This is a genomic window from Clostridium mediterraneense (assembly GCF_900091705.1).
Taxonomy (GTDB): domain Bacteria; phylum Bacillota; class Clostridia; order Clostridiales; family Clostridiaceae; genus Sarcina; species Sarcina mediterraneense.
Genome location: NZ_LT594785.1, coordinates 1,376,724 through 1,393,648, shown reverse-complemented (window position 1 = coordinate 1,393,648; position 16,925 = coordinate 1,376,724). Strand labels below are relative to the sequence as shown.

General features: G+C 28.5%; 16 protein-coding genes and 1 other annotated feature (1 of these 17 only partly in view). All 16 genes read right to left on the bottom strand.

Annotated features, from left to right (window positions below; genetic code table 11):
* Positions 1 to 51: a binding site (T-box leader), on the bottom strand; it reaches 220 nt to the left of the window's first position.
* 161 nt (positions 52 to 212) lie between these two features.
* The 16 genes from BN8917_RS08750 to BN8917_RS14755 all read right to left on the bottom strand — a co-directional run bounded on the left by BN8917_RS08750 (position 213) and on the right by BN8917_RS14755 (position 16,915).
* Positions 213 to 1,031, bottom strand: coding sequence for a hypothetical protein (locus BN8917_RS08750; RefSeq protein WP_066873464.1), 819 nt, complete (start codon positions 1,029 to 1,031; stop codon positions 213 to 215).
* 396 nt (positions 1,032 to 1,427) lie between these two features.
* A complete protein-coding gene (gene pyrE, locus BN8917_RS08745) occupies positions 1,428 to 1,994 on the bottom strand; it encodes an orotate phosphoribosyltransferase (RefSeq protein ID WP_066873461.1) in 567 nt (188 codons plus the stop codon).
* Between the two features lie 40 nt (positions 1,995 to 2,034).
* Positions 2,035 to 2,934 (bottom strand): dihydroorotate dehydrogenase, encoded by a 900-nt coding sequence (locus BN8917_RS08740; RefSeq protein ID WP_066873458.1) that lies wholly within the window; start codon positions 2,932 to 2,934, stop codon positions 2,035 to 2,037.
* A gap of 11 nt (positions 2,935 to 2,945) precedes the next feature.
* Positions 2,946 to 3,692: a dihydroorotate dehydrogenase electron transfer subunit gene (locus BN8917_RS08735; protein WP_066873455.1), complete on the bottom strand. Its 747-nt coding sequence runs from the start codon at positions 3,690 to 3,692 to the stop codon at positions 2,946 to 2,948.
* Between the two features lie 22 nt (positions 3,693 to 3,714).
* Positions 3,715 to 4,584 (bottom strand): orotidine-5'-phosphate decarboxylase, encoded by an 870-nt coding sequence (pyrF, locus tag BN8917_RS08730; protein ID WP_066873452.1) that lies wholly within the window; start codon positions 4,582 to 4,584, stop codon positions 3,715 to 3,717.
* A gap of 11 nt (positions 4,585 to 4,595) precedes the next feature.
* A complete protein-coding gene (locus BN8917_RS08725) occupies positions 4,596 to 5,795 on the bottom strand; it encodes a dihydroorotase (RefSeq protein ID WP_066873449.1) in 1,200 nt (399 codons plus the stop codon).
* Between the two features lie 26 nt (positions 5,796 to 5,821).
* Positions 5,822 to 5,977 (bottom strand): hypothetical protein, encoded by a 156-nt coding sequence (locus BN8917_RS14055; RefSeq protein WP_084748551.1) that lies wholly within the window; start codon positions 5,975 to 5,977, stop codon positions 5,822 to 5,824.
* On the bottom strand, positions 5,978 to 6,913 hold the full coding sequence (pyrB, locus tag BN8917_RS08720; RefSeq protein WP_066873447.1) for an aspartate carbamoyltransferase: 936 nt from the start codon (positions 6,911 to 6,913) through the stop codon (positions 5,978 to 5,980).
* 257 nt (positions 6,914 to 7,170) lie between these two features.
* Positions 7,171 to 7,995 (bottom strand): MBL fold metallo-hydrolase, encoded by an 825-nt coding sequence (locus BN8917_RS08715; protein WP_066873444.1) that lies wholly within the window; start codon positions 7,993 to 7,995, stop codon positions 7,171 to 7,173.
* A 137-nt stretch (positions 7,996 to 8,132) separates the two neighbouring features.
* On the bottom strand, positions 8,133 to 8,912 hold the full coding sequence (locus tag BN8917_RS08710; RefSeq protein ID WP_066873441.1) for a serine hydrolase: 780 nt from the start codon (positions 8,910 to 8,912) through the stop codon (positions 8,133 to 8,135).
* A 163-nt stretch (positions 8,913 to 9,075) separates the two neighbouring features.
* Positions 9,076 to 9,336 (bottom strand): HPr family phosphocarrier protein, encoded by a 261-nt coding sequence (locus tag BN8917_RS08705; RefSeq protein WP_066873438.1) that lies wholly within the window; start codon positions 9,334 to 9,336, stop codon positions 9,076 to 9,078.
* A 103-nt stretch (positions 9,337 to 9,439) separates the two neighbouring features.
* Positions 9,440 to 10,624, bottom strand: a complete 1,185-nt coding sequence (locus BN8917_RS08700; protein ID WP_066873435.1) for a pyridoxal phosphate-dependent aminotransferase — start codon at positions 10,622 to 10,624, stop codon at positions 9,440 to 9,442.
* 149 nt (positions 10,625 to 10,773) lie between these two features.
* Positions 10,774 to 12,306, bottom strand: a complete 1,533-nt coding sequence (rny, locus tag BN8917_RS08695) for a ribonuclease Y (protein WP_066873432.1) — start codon at positions 12,304 to 12,306, stop codon at positions 10,774 to 10,776.
* A 306-nt stretch (positions 12,307 to 12,612) separates the two neighbouring features.
* Positions 12,613 to 13,203, bottom strand: a complete 591-nt coding sequence (gene pgsA, locus BN8917_RS08690; RefSeq protein ID WP_066873429.1) for a CDP-diacylglycerol--glycerol-3-phosphate 3-phosphatidyltransferase — start codon at positions 13,201 to 13,203, stop codon at positions 12,613 to 12,615.
* Positions 13,187 to 14,521: a 30S ribosomal protein S12 methylthiotransferase RimO gene (gene rimO / locus BN8917_RS08685; protein ID WP_066873427.1), complete on the bottom strand. Its 1,335-nt coding sequence runs from the start codon at positions 14,519 to 14,521 to the stop codon at positions 13,187 to 13,189. The genes pgsA and rimO overlap by 17 nt, the downstream gene beginning before the upstream one ends.
* 84 nt (positions 14,522 to 14,605) lie before the next feature.
* A complete protein-coding gene (locus tag BN8917_RS14755; RefSeq protein ID WP_187117207.1) occupies positions 14,606 to 16,915 on the bottom strand; it encodes a DNA translocase FtsK in 2,310 nt (769 codons plus the stop codon).
* Positions 16,916 to 16,925 lie beyond the last annotated feature (10 nt).

Below are 16,925 nucleotides of genomic sequence, written 5' to 3'. Positions count from 1 at the left end.
GCTCGCTAAGCTAACCTACTTATAGATACTTTTTTCAATCAAAGATTTTACTATTTATTTTATTATATTACCATTTAATTACTTTTGCTATATTTAAAATTATTTTTTCATTATATTTTTTATTAATATTTATCCTATTTAATAATTAAATTACATCATAAAATTTTATTTACTAATCAACTTATAAGACATAAATTTTATACGAAATATATCTATTTCTCAAATTTATAAAGTGGCTTTTCTGGTGTATTTAGTAAAGCAAATACATGCCCATCTAATATATAAGGATAATTGAAAATAAGTCCTCCATCCTCACCTAGATATTCCTTACGCTTTCCTTTAGGATATGCAACTATAAAATATATAGGTGAATAAGGTGTTTTAGGAATTCCTATCTCACTATTACTCTTATGATTATAATTATTATTTAACCCCTCATAAGCTCCCATCTGTGCATTAGCAAAAACATCACATTCATCAATTGGAACAATTTTATAAGCTGGATTTTTTATAGTTACCCCATTAAATGAAAATTCTTCCGGTGTCATAATTAATTTATTCTCATTTAACTGTTTTTCTGTTGGAATAATATTTTGATTATATACACTATTCCATTGCACCTCAGTAACAGGATTCCACACACCCATATAATCTGAAATATTTATTGAACTACTAGTTTTATTTTCATTATTTGAATTTATTTGACTTGTACTAGAACTAGAATCATTACTATTTACCTGACTTGAAATATTATCATGGCTTTCTTGATTCACACTAGAAAATTTTTTTGTACTATCTATACTTTGATTATATGTATTATTTATATTTTTAATAGAATTATTATGGCTTTCACTATTATTGTCATAATTACCATTACTATTATTATTAACTACAGCACTATTAGTATTATTAGAATTTTGCTTATCAACATTTATATTAGTATTTAACTTTCCCTTTTCTATAGAATATCCACCAGCTATTACAATACCACCTAAAGCTATAATGGCGACTATTATTGCTAACTTTTTCATTTTTTCATCCTTTGCTCTTTTAATAATTTTATATTTATTAGTATTATTGTAACTTAATACAATTTCCTAAAGTTTACAAAATAGTTAATCACCTTATTGAAATATTAACTAAAAAATACTTTTTAAATTATTCTACACTTTTCAACTATTTATTTACACACACAAATAGTTTGGTAATTATTAAAATATTGCTAAGCAATAACCAATTTTTCTTACATAGTATTTTTTAATACCTTATTATAAAAAATATATATTAAAAACTTATACTATAAAAAGGCTCTGTCCCTTAATAGAACTATTTGAGAGAAACTTAGATAATATTTATACTATTTAAAAATAAAAAGACTATCTCTAAAGGAAATTTTTATTCCACAATGAGATAGTCTTTTTTTATTTCTATTTTATTTTTCTACTTCCTGGTTTAACATATGGTATATTCTCTTTACATAAAGGACAATCTTCAACTTCATATGTTTCAATATCTAACTTTACTGAGCTAAACATAGGATAATCTGTTACCTTAGTTGATGTTCTATCGACTATGCATATTACTGCAACAACTTCTCCACCATGTTCTTCTATAACTTTTGCAGCTTCTTTAAAACTCTTTCCTGTTGTAACAACATCTTCTGTAATTATAACTTTTTGACCTTTTTTTATTTCAAAGCCTCTTCTTAAAGTCATTTCTCCATTTTCTCTTTCAGTAAATATAGCTGGTTTACCAAGTTGTCTTCCTAATTCATAAGCAACTACTACTCCTCCCATTGCTGGTCCTACAACTAAATCACATTCTATATTGCTATCTCTTAATTGATCTGCAACAACTTTTAAAACTTTCTCTGCCTTTTCTGGATGTTGTAATAGTCTAGCACATTGGCAATATCTATTTGAATGCTTTCCTGATGATAATAAAAAGTGTCCTTCTAATAATGCTCCTACTTCCTTTAATGTTTCAATAACCATAATTAAATCCTCCTATTAATTCACTCAATCTATTTTAAAATTATTTTATAATTCCTACTATTTCATTTATATTTTTAATACCTTCTTCTTTACAGAACTTTTCCATACCTTCAATTATCTCAATTCCTGCTGTTGGATTTATAAAACTTACTGTACCTATTTGAATAGCATTTGCCCCAGCCATCATAAATTCTATTGCATCTTCAGCTGTAGATATGCCTCCTAGTCCTATAACTGGTATACTTACAGCATTTGATACTTCATGCACCATTCTAAGAGCAATTGGTTTTACTGCTGGACCTGAAAGTCCTGCAAATTTATTATTAAATATTGGCTTTCTTTTCTTTATATCTATTGCCATTCCTTTTACTGTATTTATAAGTGATATTGAGTCTGCTCCTGCCATTTCACATTGAACTGCCATTTCAACTATATCCTCTGCATTTGGAGATAACTTAACCATAAGAGGTTTTCTTGTTAAAGCCCTTACCTTTGATACAACATCTCTTGCTACATCACTTTTTATTCCAAATGCCATTCCACCTGACTTAACATTAGGACAAGAAATATTTAATTCAATCATATCAATATCTGTTTCATCTAGTATTGATATAGCCTTTTCATAATCTTCTATACATCCTCCACCAACATTAGCTATTATATTAGTATCAAGCTTTCTCATTTTAGGAAGTTCATTTCTTATAAACCCTTCTACTCCTGGATTTTGAAGACCTACTGAATTCATTATTCCTTCTGCAGTTTCATAAATTCTAATTCCATCATTACCAGCTCTTTCATTAAGTGTAAGACCCTTAGAAGATATTCCTCCCAGTTTTGATACATCATAGAAGTTATTGTACTCTTCTCCAAAACCAAATGTACCTGATGCAGCTATTACTGGATTTTTAAAATCTACTCCATTTATATTAACCTTTAACATAAGACTTCCTCCTAAAATTCAATGTCAAGTCCATTAAATACAGGACCATCTTTACATGTTCTCTTATTTCCATCTTTAGTTTTACAAGTACACACTAGACATGCTCCTACTCCACAAGCCATATGTTTTTCCATTGATACATAAATATCTATATTATTTTCTTTTGCTATTTCTACAACTTTTTGCATCATAATTTCTGGTCCGCAACAAAGAATAGTATCATATTTTTTTATATTTTCTACTAATGGTTGAGTAACAAATCCTTTAACCCCATATTTACCTGAATTCGTGCTTATTATGACATCATCAACATATTTTTTTATATCTTCTACTAAATATATTTCATCCCTGAAACCACCATAAAAATCTAAACTTTTAGTACTATTATTAATTTTTAAATTTTTAGCAAGTTCTAATAGAGGGGCTACACCTATTCCTCCACCTACTAAAGCTGTATTACCATACTCTTTTTCGATATCAAAACCATTTCCTAAAGGTCCTATAAGCTTTAAAGCTTCACCTTCTCTAAGAGATTTAAGTTCTTCTGTCCCTTTTCCTACAACAGCATAAACAAATCTTAAAACATCATTTTCAACTTCACAAACACTTATAGGTCTTCCAAGGAAAGCTTTCTCAGATTTAAGCATATAAAATTGACCTGCTTTTACACCTTTTTTATGCTTAAGTTTCATAGAATAAATCCCTGTAGATATTTCTATATTTTCTAAAATAACTGACTTAACATACTCCATTGCCATAGAACTCACACCTCTATCTTTATTATCTAATACTATTTACAGCTTGTCTTATTTCATCTCTCATTTTTATGGCTTCTCTTCTAGCACAAAGTGCAAAGTTTTCTTCATCATTTTGCTCTTTATATGCAAGAAGTATTTTTCTTGATGAATTAACTACTCCGCCATTTCCATTATTAAGATATTTAGCTACATCTTCAGCTTTTCCGCCTTGTGCTCCATAACCTGGTATTAAGAAAAACATCTTTTTAAGATCTTCTCTTATTTTGTTAGCTTCTTTTGTATGTGTACATCCTATTACTGCTCCAATTGCACTATATCCTGATTCTCCAAGTAATGGATCTCCAATATTAGATAACTTTTCGCCTACTATATCATAAATTCTTTTTCCATCTTTACTTTCTATAAACTCTATATCTTCCGCACCTTTATTTGAAGTTCTTACTAATACAAAAGCTCCTTTTTCCCCACTTTCGAAATATGGAATATATGGTTCTATACTATCCATTCCCATATAAGGGCTAAGAGTTATAAAATCTGATTCAAAATCTCCTTCAAAATGAGCTTTAGCATACATTTTAGCTGTTGCAGCTATATCTCCTCTTTTTATATCTGCAATACTTATAGCTTCTTTTTCTCTTAAATATTCTAAGGTTCTCTTATAAGCTAAAAGTCCTTCTATTCCTAAAGCCTCATAATAAGCTATTTGTACTTTATAACAAGCAACTACATCTAAAGTTTCATCTATAATACTTTTATTAAAATTAAATAAAATATCACTTATATTATCAAATTTATCCTTAAATCCTTGTGGTATATAGTCTAGACTTGTATCAAGCCCTAAGCAAACTACTCCATTTTCTTCTACTTTTTTATATAATTTATCTATAATCATGATAATCCCCCTTAAAACTCACCTTTATAAACTATTTTTCCTTCTTTTACAGTTAAAACTACATCTCCATAAAGTTTAACTCCATCAAATGGTGTATTTTTACTTTTAGATACAAGCTTCTTTCTATCAACTATAAATTCTTTATTTAAATCAAGAAGGACAATATCACCATCAAATCCTACTTGTATTTTTCCTTTATTTACTCCAAGCAATTCTCCTGCTCTACCACTCATAAGTGAACTAAGCTTATTAAGACTTATTCCCTCTTCTTTTACAAGCTTTGTATAACATACTGAAAATGCAAGTTCTATACCTGTAAGTCCTGGTGCACCTTTTAGTTTTTCTTCATCTGTATGTGGAGCATGATCTGTTCCTATACAATCCACATAGTTCATTTTAATTCCATGAATTAATGACTTTACATCTTCCTCTTCTCTTATTGGTGGATTAACTCTATAATTATTTATTTTATTATTAAAGAATATATGATGTGGAGTTACCTCACAACTTACTTTAGCTCCTGATTCTTTTCCTTCTCTTATATAATCAATAGCTTCTTTTGTACTAACATGTGACATATGAAGTCTTGCACCTGTAAATTTTGCAAGTTCTACATCTCTCCAAGTCATCATATTTTCTGCAAGTCTCATTGATATTTTTGAAACCTCATGATTTTCAGCATGTGACATAACAATCCAGTTATTTCTCTTTGCCATAAGCATAGCATCATGCATAATCTTTGAATCACAAACTCCTTTTCCATCATCAGTTATAGCTTTTAATGACTTGTCCCCTTCAAAAGCTTCTAAATGACTAAGTGTCTTTCCATCTAAATCTTTAGTTATAGTAATACATTGATATGCATCTACAAGACCTATTTCTCTTGCCTTGTCTTCTACCATATCCTTAATTTCTTTTGTACTAGAAATTGGATTTGTATTACCCATAAGAGTTACAGCTGTATAACCACCTCTTACTGCTGCTTTAGAACCAGTTTCAATATCTTCTTTATAAGTAAATCCTGGATCTCTAAAATGAGCATGAGTATCTATAAATGCTGGCATAAGCACTAATCCTTTACCATCTATAACTTTACAATCTTTAATTATATTATCTGATAACTCTTTAATCTTTCCATTTTCTATATATAAATCACCTTTGAAATTATGACTTTCATCTACTATATTTACATTCTTAATTAATAAATTCATAAACATCCCTCAACCTTCAAAAATTTTTAAAATTTATTTTCTCTCTCACAATAATCACATAGGTACATATCTTTCTTACCTGTCATCTTTGTAAAACTTAATTTTAGATACTTTTCATAATGAGTTATACATTTTGAGTTTGAACAAATTTTTATTTTATTTTCTTTTTGTTGATTTTCCATTTATGCTACCCCCAATAATTTAGCTATTAAAGCCATTCTTACATACATTCCATATCTTGCTTGCTCAAAATATTTAGCTCTACTATCCTCATCTACTTCATAGCTTATCTCATTTACTCTTGGAAGAGGATGCATAACTATCATATCTCTTTTAGCTAATTCCATTTTTTCTTTATTAAGAATATAGACATCCTTCAATCTTTCATATTCATCTTTATCAGCAAATCTTTCTCTTTGAACTCTTGTCATATAAAGAATATCTGCCTTTTTAATGCCTTCTTCTAAATTATTGATTTCTATATATTCAATATTATTTTTTTCTAAAACTTCTGATTTTATATATTCGGGTATTTTTAATTCTTCTGGTGATATTAGTATGAATTTATTATCACTATATCTTGATAAAGCTTTTATTAATGAGTGAACTGTTCTTCCATACTTTAAATCTCCACATAAAGCTATGGTATTTCCACTTAAACTTTCTTTTAGCTTTTTTATAGTTAATAAATCTGTTAAGGTTTGTGTTGGATGCTGATGCCCTCCATCTCCAGCATTAATTACTGGTATATCTGAATACATTGCTGCTACTTTTGCTGCACCTTCTAAAGGATGCCTCATAGCAATTACATCTGCATAGCAACCTACTGTTTGAATTGTATCTCTTAGTGACTCTCCTTTTGAAACTGAACTAGATTGTGAATCAGAAAATCCTATTACTCGACCTCCTAGTCTTAGCATAGCTGATTCAAAAGAAAGTCTAGTTCTTGTACTAGGCTCGTAAAAAAGAGTTCCTAAAATCTTCCCTTTGCATATATCTGCATATTCTTTTGGATTTGAAATTATTTGACTTGCAAGCTCAAAGATTTCATCTAATTGTTTAACTGAAAAATCTTTAGGCTCTATTAAATGTTTTCCTATTAAGCTTTCATTAGGCATTTTACATCACTCCTTTTTAACATCTCTGTGTTAAATTTAAAGAAGATAAGTTATTATTATATGCTATAAAAAAAGGCCTTCCTGGAAAAGGAAGGCTTTACTTACGCACTAAATTTAGATAAAATTTAATATTATCTTAAAATAACTTCCTTATCGACCTCTCTGGATCAAATTAAAGGTTTCTTAAATTGAATTAATTTTATCAGTTTATATAAATTTTGTCAATAATAGATTTTTTATATATTTACATAATATTTTTATAGATTTATAATTTCTCCACTTGATAAATACTCTATTTTATCTTCTAAATTATTTTTTAATCTCTTAAAGGCCATATTCCCAGTACAATGACATGTATAAAATTTTGTTCTTTGAGTAGATAAGTTCATACTAAGCTTATCTATAAATGCATTACTCTCTCTCTTTTTAGAAACTGGGTTATATAAATGAAATCCACTAATAACAAAGTCTAAATCTTTTCCTACTATTTCTTTTGCTTTATCTATAATATTTATTATTCCATTATGAGCACAACCTGCAATTAAAATATACTTGTTATCTTCCTTTAAAATAAGATTTTGTTCGTGTTTAAATAAATCTTGTTTATACTGTCCTTTATCTTTTATAAAAAGTACTTTATTTGACGATGGTATTAAATATTGCTTATTAATATCTGAAAATATACGTATATTATCATCTACAGAGAAATCCTTTCCAGTAAAAATAATCCTATTATTATTTTTTAGCTTTCTATTAAGTCCTACATAATATTTAATAGGACCTATTATCTTAGTATAATATTCATTAAAAGCATTTTTATTAATATATATCTTTGCTTTTTTATTATATTTTAAAAATTCTCTAAGTCCCCCACCATGATCTTTATGACCATGAGATATAATTACAATATCAACATCAGATATATCTATTCCTAGTTTATTTGCATTTTTTATAAATGTTTCATCTGGCCCTAAGTCAAATAAAATATTATAATCCTTAACTTTAATATGTAAACATAAACCATGTCTATTCTTATACTCTTTAGATATAGTATTATTTTCAACTAAAACTGTTACTATCAATTTTATATCCTCCTAACAACTAATATAGAGAAAATACATCTTTTAATTATATAATTCTATTTAGTCTCATATTCTACCTCTAAAATAAAAAAAATAATGAGATGAAGCTACTTTATAGTTTCATCTCATTTTAAACATTAATGCCAATTATTTATTATATTATCCCACATCATCTTACCAGATTTAGCAAGAGTAACTGTTCCATAAACTGAATTCGGAATATTATTTGACATTACAGTGAAAGAAAAAGTTCCTTTATTTAATTTAATAAGCTCTGTATCATTTTCTACACCTTTTTTATCTCCTGTTTTACTAGATATATCGAGCTTAAAATCGTCCTGAAGATATAAGGCAAGCTTATTTTTTTTCTGTTGTCTTGTTAATATATCAATAAGCATAGTTGAATTATTCTCATTTAAGTATGTTGAATTATTTAATATTTTCCATAGTTGACCTAAGTCATATGCAGTTGTTATGTTTTCTATATCATCGTCTTTATTTCTTTCATCAGTTACTTTTCTATTAAGCACTGTATTTTTTAATCCAAGTAATTTAATAGTTTCATTTATTTTATCGATTCCAAGAATATCAATAATTTTATTAGCTGCAGTGTTATCACTTTGTATAAGCATAGCTACTAAGAGTTCAAATATCGTATATTCTCTTTCATTAAATTCATGTATAATCCCTGTACCATAAACTTTATCCTCTTTTTCAATTTTAACCTTATCAAGAAAGCTTAATTCACCATCTTCTTCTTTTTTTATAAGCGCTATAGCTATAGGTAGTTTCATACATCCTGCTGCTGTCATCTTAACGTTTTCATTATAACCGAAAACATATCCACTTCTTAAATCTTCAAAGAAAAAACTATAATTCCCCATTCTGGATCTTAAATAATCTTGTATTTCTTTCATATCAACATCAACTTCCTTTTAATCTATATACTATTGCTTTAAAAACAACTTAGCTTACTATAAATATATTCACTATTTTTTAAAGCTATACTACATTATTAAAATCTATTTTATTAATATATAAAAAAAGACCTATAGATTTCTCTATAGGTCTTAAAAAAAATTAGTCTTCTAAGTTAGCTATTAAGTTAGCTATTTCTTCAGCAGCTAAAGCTTCGTCATCTCCGTTAGCTATAACTGTTACCTTAGCGTCTTTTCCAACAGCTAATGATAAAACACCTATTAAACTCTTAACATTCGCTTTTTTACCATTGAATTCTAAACTTACGTCTGATTTGAATGATGATGCTTTCTTTACTAATAATGTTGCAGGTCTAGCGTGTAAACCTGTTGCATTTTTAACTAAAACCTCTTTAGTTATCATTACACACACCTCTTTACTTCTTATTTGTTATATAAATCTAAGAATTTATATTAATCTATTTAATTATAATAATATTTAGTAAAAATTTCAACCTAAATCGTGATTATACTAAACTGTTTACAAAATTTTTTATTCGTTCAATTCCTGTTATTATATTTTCCTCTGAAGTGGCATAGGATAGTCTAATATAATTATCTTTTCCAAAAGCTACTCCAGGTATAACAACTACATTTTCCTTTTCTAAAAGTTTAGTTGCAAAATCCATTGAGTTTTTTATATTACCCTGGAAATATTTTGAAACATCTATAAAGCAATAAAAAGCTCCTTCCGGATTTATAAAATCAAAGCCTTCTATTCCCTCTATAAGACTTACCATAAGATTTCTTCTTTCTGAAAATATATTTATCATATTCTCAAGTTCTTTTTGCTCTCCAGCTAAAGCTTCTACAGCAGCATATTGAGCTATACTATTAACATTTGAAGTAGTATGACTTTGTATTGTTGTCATAAGTTTTATAACTTCTGAGTTACCTGCTGCATATCCAATTCTCCATCCTGTCATTGCATAAGCCTTTGAAAAGCCATTAATAACAATTGTTCTATTTAATGCATCCTCACTAAGACTAGCAATACTTATATGTTCTTTTTTATCCTTAACATAATTAAGTTTTTCATAAATCTCATCCGAAATTATAAATAAATCATATTTCTTAGCAAATTCTAATATATCTTCAAGTTCTGCTTTACTATATATTGCACCTGTAGGATTATTAGGGCTATTTAATACTATAGCCTTTGTTTTTTTAGTTATACTTTTTTCTAACTCTTCCTTTGTAAACTTAAAAGAATTCTCTTTTTTAGTTTCTACAAATACAGGTTTACCATCTGCTAAACTTATAAGTTCTGGATAACTAACCCAATAAGGTGAAGCTATTATTACTTCATCTCCTGGATTTAAAATAGCTAAAAATACATTGCTAAGGCATTGTTTAGCACCAGTAGACACTATTATATTATTTTCTTCATAATTTAAATTATTATCCTCTTTAAATTTTTTACAAATAAGGCTTCTTAACTCTTTTATACCAGCAGTAGCAGTATATTTACTTTTCCCCTCTTCCATAGCTCTAGCAGCTGCTTGTCTCACATTCTCTGGAGTATTAAAATCTGGTTCTCCTGCTGAAAAACTAATAATATCTAACCCCTTGCTTCTAAGTTCTGTCGCCTTAGCTGTTAAAGCTAATGTAAGTGATGTTGACATGTTTAATGCTTTTTTTGATAACTCCATGTTGTACGCCCCCTTTTAACTTTAAATATACTAAAAATATAGCATTTATAAGTTTAAAAGTAAATATATACTTATATAAAGCAAAAATACATTTTGTATAAAACAAAATGTATTTTCTACTCTAACTCTAACTCTTTAATTCTAATATATTATTTTGCGTAGTCAACTGCACGAGTTTCCCTAATAACATTGACTTTAATTTGTCCTGGATATTCAAGTTGTTCTTCTATATCCTTAACAATATTTCTTGTAAGTTCAATTGCCCCTGCATCATCAACTATATCTGGTCTAACCATTATTCTAATTTCTCTACCTGCTTGAATAGCATATGATTTTTCTACACCTTCATATGAATCTGCTATTTCTTCTAGCTTTTGTAATCTCTTAATATACGCTTCTAAAGTTTCTCTTCTTGCACCAGGTCTAGCTGCTGATATTGCATCTGCAGCTTGAACAAGTATAGCCTCTATGCTTTCCATTTCAACATCACCATGATGTGCTGCTATCGCATTTACTACTATACTAGATTCACCATATTTCTTAGCAAGATCTCCACCTATTACAGCGTGTGGACCTTCATATTCTTGGTCAACAGCCTTACCTATATCATGTAATAAACCAGCTCTCTTAGCAATAGTTGGGTCAAGACCAAGCTCTGAAGCCATGAGACCAGCTAAATATGAAACTTCTATAGAATGCTTAAGAACATTTTGTCCATAACTTGTTCTATATTTAAGTCTACCTAGTAATTTTATGATTTCTGGATGTAAGCCATGTACTCCTGTTTCAAATGTAGCTTGTTCTCCCTCTTCTTTTATGTCATTTTCAACATCTTTAATAGATCTTTCAACCATTTCTTCGATTCTTGCTGGATGTATTCTACCATCTACTATTAATTTTTCTAATGTCATTCTAGCAACTTCTCTTCTTACAGGGTCAAAACTAGAAAGTATTACTGCTTCTGGTGTATCATCAATTATTAAATCAACTCCAGTAAGTGTTTCCAGTGTTCTTATGTTTCTACCTTCTCTACCTATAATTCTACCCTTCATTTCATCATTTGGTAATGCGACTACATGAACGGTTGTTTCTGAAACATGATCTGCTGCACATCTTTGAATAGCAGTTGTGATTATTTCTCTAGATCTCTTATCAGCTTCTTCCTTAGCTTTATTCTCTATTTCCTTAACCATCATAGCTGTTTCATGTTTTATCTCTTTTCTTACTTCTTCAAGTAAGATTTCTCTTGCTACATCAGTTGAAAGATTTGCCACTCTTTCAAGCTCTTCTCTTTGTTTTGTATATAATTGCTGTACACTTTCTTCTAGTTCTTGAACTTCTTGTATCTTCTTATTAAGATTTTCATCTTTTTTCTCTAAAGCTTCACTCTTCTTATCTAAAGATTCTTCTCTTTGAAGAACTCTTCTTTCTAATCTCTGAACTTCATTTCTTCTTTCACGAGATTCCTTTTCAAAATCAGTTCTTAATTTGTGTACTTCTTCTTTAGCTTCTAATATTGCTTCTTTCTTTGTAGCTTCAGCTTCTCTTTTAGCATCTTCTAACTTTAATTTTGCTTCTTTTTCTAGAGACTCAACTTTAGTTTTAGTTGCCTTTTGTATAATTATATATTCTGCAAAGCCCCCCACTACTAAAAGAAGTATCGCTATTATTATCATTTCCATAATTACAAACACCTCCTTGCGTAGGCATATCTATAAAGCAAATTAAGCCATTAAATAAGGTTCATGTTTGTTTATTATTTCACTACTATATTTTTCCACTAAAAAAAATATAGTATTTAATATTATTTTATAGTATTGAAATTCTTATGTCAAGTTAAGCTATTTATTTATATTATACTATTTATATGCTTAATTATATTAAATTTATACATCATATTTATAAAATACTATATAAATATTATATCCTATCTTATTTATTGTAAACAAAAAGGATATCTTATTTAAATAAGATATCCTTTAAACTCACTATTTATCACTATTTATCACAGATCTATTTTTAACAAAATAATCTATACCTGAAATTATTGTTATTATCACTGCTATATATAATGTTATATTTGGTACATAAGCAAAGAAATTCACTAAAAATGTACTTGAATTTATTAAATCTGCAACCCATGGTGTTGTTGCTACATTAGCAACTATTAATAACAGTATTAAAGCAATCATTTGGAATACTGTCTTAAGCTTTCCCCAGTTACTTGCTGCTATAACACGTCCTTCTGAGGCAGCGACAGCTCTAAGTCCTGATACAGCAAATTCTCTTGCTATAATAATTACTGAAATCCAAGCTGGAATTATTCTCATACCTGTTAAAGTAACAAGTGCAGCAGTTACTAATAATTTATCCGCTAGAGGATCCATAAACTTGCCAAAAGTAGTTATTTGATTTCTTGATCTTGCAATATATCCATCAAGCTTATCTGTTATAGATGCAACTACAAATATAATTGTAGCTATTAGTACCCCATATGGCACAATATCTCTAATCATACATATTAAGAATAATGGAACTAATATAATTCTTAATAATGTTAATTTATTTGCTAAATTCATCCTTTACAACTCCCACTAAATCGTAATCTAGTGCTTCTACAATTTCTACATTATAGAAACAACCTATTTTTAGGTTATCCCCATTAACAATTACCTCTCCATCAATCTCAGGGGCCATTTCAAAACTTCTTCCAATATAATAATCATCTTCTTTATGTTCAATAACTACTTTATATTGCTTTCCAATCTTTGAAGCTAAAATTCCTTTTGACACCTCTAACTGCTCAAGCATTATCACTTCTTCTCTTTGCAGTTTTAGCTCTTCTGAAATTTGGTTATCCATAATAGCTGCTGGGGTTCCCTCTTCTTGTGAGTATCTAAACACTCCAACTTTATCTAATTTTATATCCCTTATGAAGTCTTTTAATTCTTTAAAGTCTTCATCTGTTTCTCCTGGAAATCCTACTATTAGTGAAGTTCTTAAAGTTATATTACTTACATTGCTTCTTAATTTTTCAATCTTATCTATTATTTCTTCCTTAGTAGTTTTTCTTCCCATTCTCTTAAGAACATTATTACTAATATGTTGAATTGGTAAATCTAAATACTTACATACTTTATCATTTACTTTTATTTCTTCTATAAGTTTATCATAAATAGCTTCTGGATAACAATATAATATTCTAATCCATTCAATTCCATCTATTTCACTTAATTCTCTTAATAATAAATGTAATGTCTTTTCTCCATATATATCAATTCCATAATTCGTTGTATCTTGTGCAATTAATATTAGTTCTTTTGTTCCTGATTTAGCAAGTCTCCTTGCTTCATGTAATATATTTTCCTTTTTTCTACTTCTAAACTTACCTCTTATCTTTGGAATTATGCAATATGTACAAAAATTATTGCATCCCTCTGCTATTCTAAGATAAGCTGTTGTTTGTTTTGTAGTAATAAGTCTTAAACCTTCATTTATTTTTTCATCTGTATAATTTACTCTTAGTATTTTTTTTGGGTCTTTAATAAATTGTTCTATTAATTCATTTATTTTTTGATAATCATTTACACCTAACATTATATCTATCTCTGGCATAATATCCATAAGTTCTTTTCCATATCTTTGTGTTAAACAACCTGTGGCTATTAACAATTTACAATTATGTTCATCCTTATATTTTGCCATTTCTAATATAGTATTTATTGATTCTTCTTTAGCTTTCTCTATAAATCCACAAGTATTAACAATTATAATATCAGCTTCTTCTGGATTATCAGTTAAATCATATCCTGTCTTAATTCTTCCTAACATGATTTCTGAATCCACCCTATTCTTATCGCATCCTAAACTTATAAGCCCAACTTTGTACTTTTCCAAAATGAATTCCTCCTGAATGTTTAATAAATCATTATATGTTATTAATTTTAAATCGATTTACTAAAATTAACAAGTATTTTTTTGTTAAATATTTTCTAATTCTTCCTTAGTTATTAATACTTGACGAGGTTTACTTCCATCTCTTGGAGAAATAACACCAATGTCCTCTAATTGTTCTATTATTCTAGCAGCTCTATTAAAGCCTATTCTAAGTCTTCTTTGTATAAATGATGCTGATGCCTGTCCTGTTTCAACCACTATTCTTGTAGCCTCATCTAAAAGTTCATCTCTATCATCATCTCCTGAATCTATTTTATCAGAAGCAGCTGAATTCATATGTTGTACTAATTCTTCTTCATAATTATTTTCTACAGTTTGTTTTATATCCTTAACATGATCTACAACCTGTTCTACTTCTTCTTCTGAAATAAATGCTCCTTGAACTCTAAGATTACTTGATTTACCAATCGGATGGAATAGCATATCTCCTCTTCCAAGAAGCTTCTCAGCTCCAGCAGAATCTAATATGGTTCTTGAATCAATTTGGCTTGAAACAGCAAATGAAATTCTTGAAGGTATATTAGCTTTAATAACACCAGTAATAACATCAACAGAAGGTCTTTGAGTTGCTATTACTAAATGCATTCCAGCAGCCCTTGCTTTTTGAGCAAGTCTACATATTGATTCTTCAACATCTCCAGGACAAACCATCATAAGGTCTGCAAGCTCATCAACAATCATTACTATATAAGGAAGCTTATCTTTTACTATTCCTTTATCAGCCATCTTATTATATGAAGCTATATTTCTAGCCCCATTTTCTGCAAACAGATTATATCTTCTATCCATTTCTTTAACCGCCCAATGAAGAGCTCCTGCAGCTTTTTTAGGCTCTGTTACTACTGGAATTAGAAGATGTGGTATTCCATTATAAACACTAAGTTCAACAACTTTTGGATCGACCATAAGAAGTTTAACTTCATCAGGAGAATATTTATATAAAAGACTTACTATAAGAGTATTTATACATACACTTTTACCAGAACCTGTTGCACCAGCTATTAATAAGTGAGGCATAGAACTTATATCTGTTACAACTGGTTTTCCTGATATATCTTTACCAAGAGCACAAACTATAGGTGCCGTACTATTTTTAAATTCATCAGATTCAATTATCTCTCTGAAATATACAGGTGTTTGCTTTTTATTAGGAACTTCTATTCCTATAGCAGCCTTACCCGGAATAGGTGCTTCCATTCTTATTCCACCTGCTGCAAGACCTAAAGCAATGTCATCTGAAAGATTTACTATTTTACTTACTTTTATACCTGCCTTTGGCTGTATTTCAAATCTAGTAACTGATGGACCTTTAGTAACTTCTAAAATATCAGCTTGTACACCAAAACTTAATAAAGTTTCTTCTAACTTGTTTGCATTTCTAATAAGCTCTTTTTTATCTTCACTATTCATTTCTGAATGAGTATTTATATTTAAAAGTTCTGCAGTTGGATAAGAATAACTAGGTTTTTCTTCTTCTTTTTCATCAGAAATTACAGTACTAATTTCCTTATCAACTTCTTCTTTTATATTATCTTCAAGCTTTTTATTTTTCTTTTGAGTTTGATTTATCTCTTCCTCCGCAATAACTGTTATCTCTTTTTCAATAGATTCTACTTTAGGAGTAGGAGTTGGAATATTGATTTTAGGTTCTGGCTTAATTTCTTCTTCCTCTTTAATATTCTCTATATTTTCATCAAACTTTAAGGCCTTTTCAAAAAATGTCTCTTTAGCTCGATTTCTATTAGAATTTATTGTTTGCTCATTATTATAATTACTTCTTCTTTCTTCCTTAGGTTTATAATTAAATCTCGTTTCTTTTTCTTGATTATAATTATTTACTCCTTCAACTTCATTTTCATCATCTAAATCTGCAACAATTTCTAATTCCTCGAAATCATCTTCATCTTCTAACTTTGAGTTATTCATAAAATCTAAGATTTTTAATCTACTCCTAATTTCATCTTTAAAACTATTATCAGGAGTATCTGAAAATGTATCTTCTATACTTGTAGATTGAGTTCTTATAGCTTGTCTTCTTACTTTATTTCTGTTAGCTGAAGTTTTATTAGCTAATTTCCTTCCCTTTGTATGCACTCTACCTACAACACCTTTAATATTATAATTAAATATAAGTATAGAACATATAATGTAAGAAGCTAATATTATTATGTAAAGTCCTATTGTTCCTATAAATTTATATACAGGTAAAACAAGTGCAAAACTAATTATACCACCTTGCATATAATTATCTGATTCTATAATTTTACGAACTGCATCCCCAATATTATTATTTGTATAAATTTCGCTCATATTAATAGTTTGTAAAAATACCATAGTAGTTAAT

Bases quoted from the DNA above. Each gene is read 5' to 3' on its own strand.
- BN8917_RS08750 (WP_066873464.1), bottom strand. From the start codon at position 1,031: ATGAAAAAGTTAGCAATAATAGTCGCCATTATAGCTTTAGGTGGTATT.
- pyrE (WP_066873461.1), bottom strand. From the start codon at position 1,994: ATGGTTATTGAAACATTAAAGGAAGTAGGAGCATTATTAGAAGGACAC.
- BN8917_RS08740 (WP_066873458.1), bottom strand. From the start codon at position 2,934: ATGTTAAAGGTTAATATAAATGGAGTAGATTTTAAAAATCCAGTAATA.
- BN8917_RS08735 (WP_066873455.1), bottom strand. From the start codon at position 3,692: ATGGCAATGGAGTATGTTAAGTCAGTTATTTTAGAAAATATAGAAATA.
- pyrF (WP_066873452.1), bottom strand. From the start codon at position 4,584: ATGATTATAGATAAATTATATAAAAAAGTAGAAGAAAATGGAGTAGTT.
- BN8917_RS08725 (WP_066873449.1), bottom strand. From the start codon at position 5,795: ATGAATTTATTAATTAAGAATGTAAATATAGTAGATGAAAGTCATAAT.
- BN8917_RS14055 (WP_084748551.1), bottom strand. From the start codon at position 5,977: ATGGAAAATCAACAAAAAGAAAATAAAATAAAAATTTGTTCAAACTCA.
- pyrB (WP_066873447.1), bottom strand. From the start codon at position 6,913: ATGCCTAATGAAAGCTTAATAGGAAAACATTTAATAGAGCCTAAAGAT.
- BN8917_RS08710 (WP_066873441.1), bottom strand. From the start codon at position 8,912: ATGAAAGAAATACAAGATTATTTAAGATCCAGAATGGGGAATTATAGT.
- BN8917_RS08705 (WP_066873438.1), bottom strand. From the start codon at position 9,336: ATGATAACTAAAGAGGTTTTAGTTAAAAATGCAACAGGTTTACACGCT.
- BN8917_RS08700 (WP_066873435.1), bottom strand. From the start codon at position 10,624: ATGGAGTTATCAAAAAAAGCATTAAACATGTCAACATCACTTACATTA.
- rny (WP_066873432.1), bottom strand. From the start codon at position 12,306: ATGGAAATGATAATAATAGCGATACTTCTTTTAGTAGTGGGGGGCTTT.
- pgsA (WP_066873429.1), bottom strand. From the start codon at position 13,203: ATGAATTTAGCAAATAAATTAACATTATTAAGAATTATATTAGTTCCA.
- BN8917_RS14755 (WP_187117207.1), bottom strand. From the start codon at position 16,915: ATGGTATTTTTACAAACTATTAATATGAGCGAAATTTATACAAATAAT.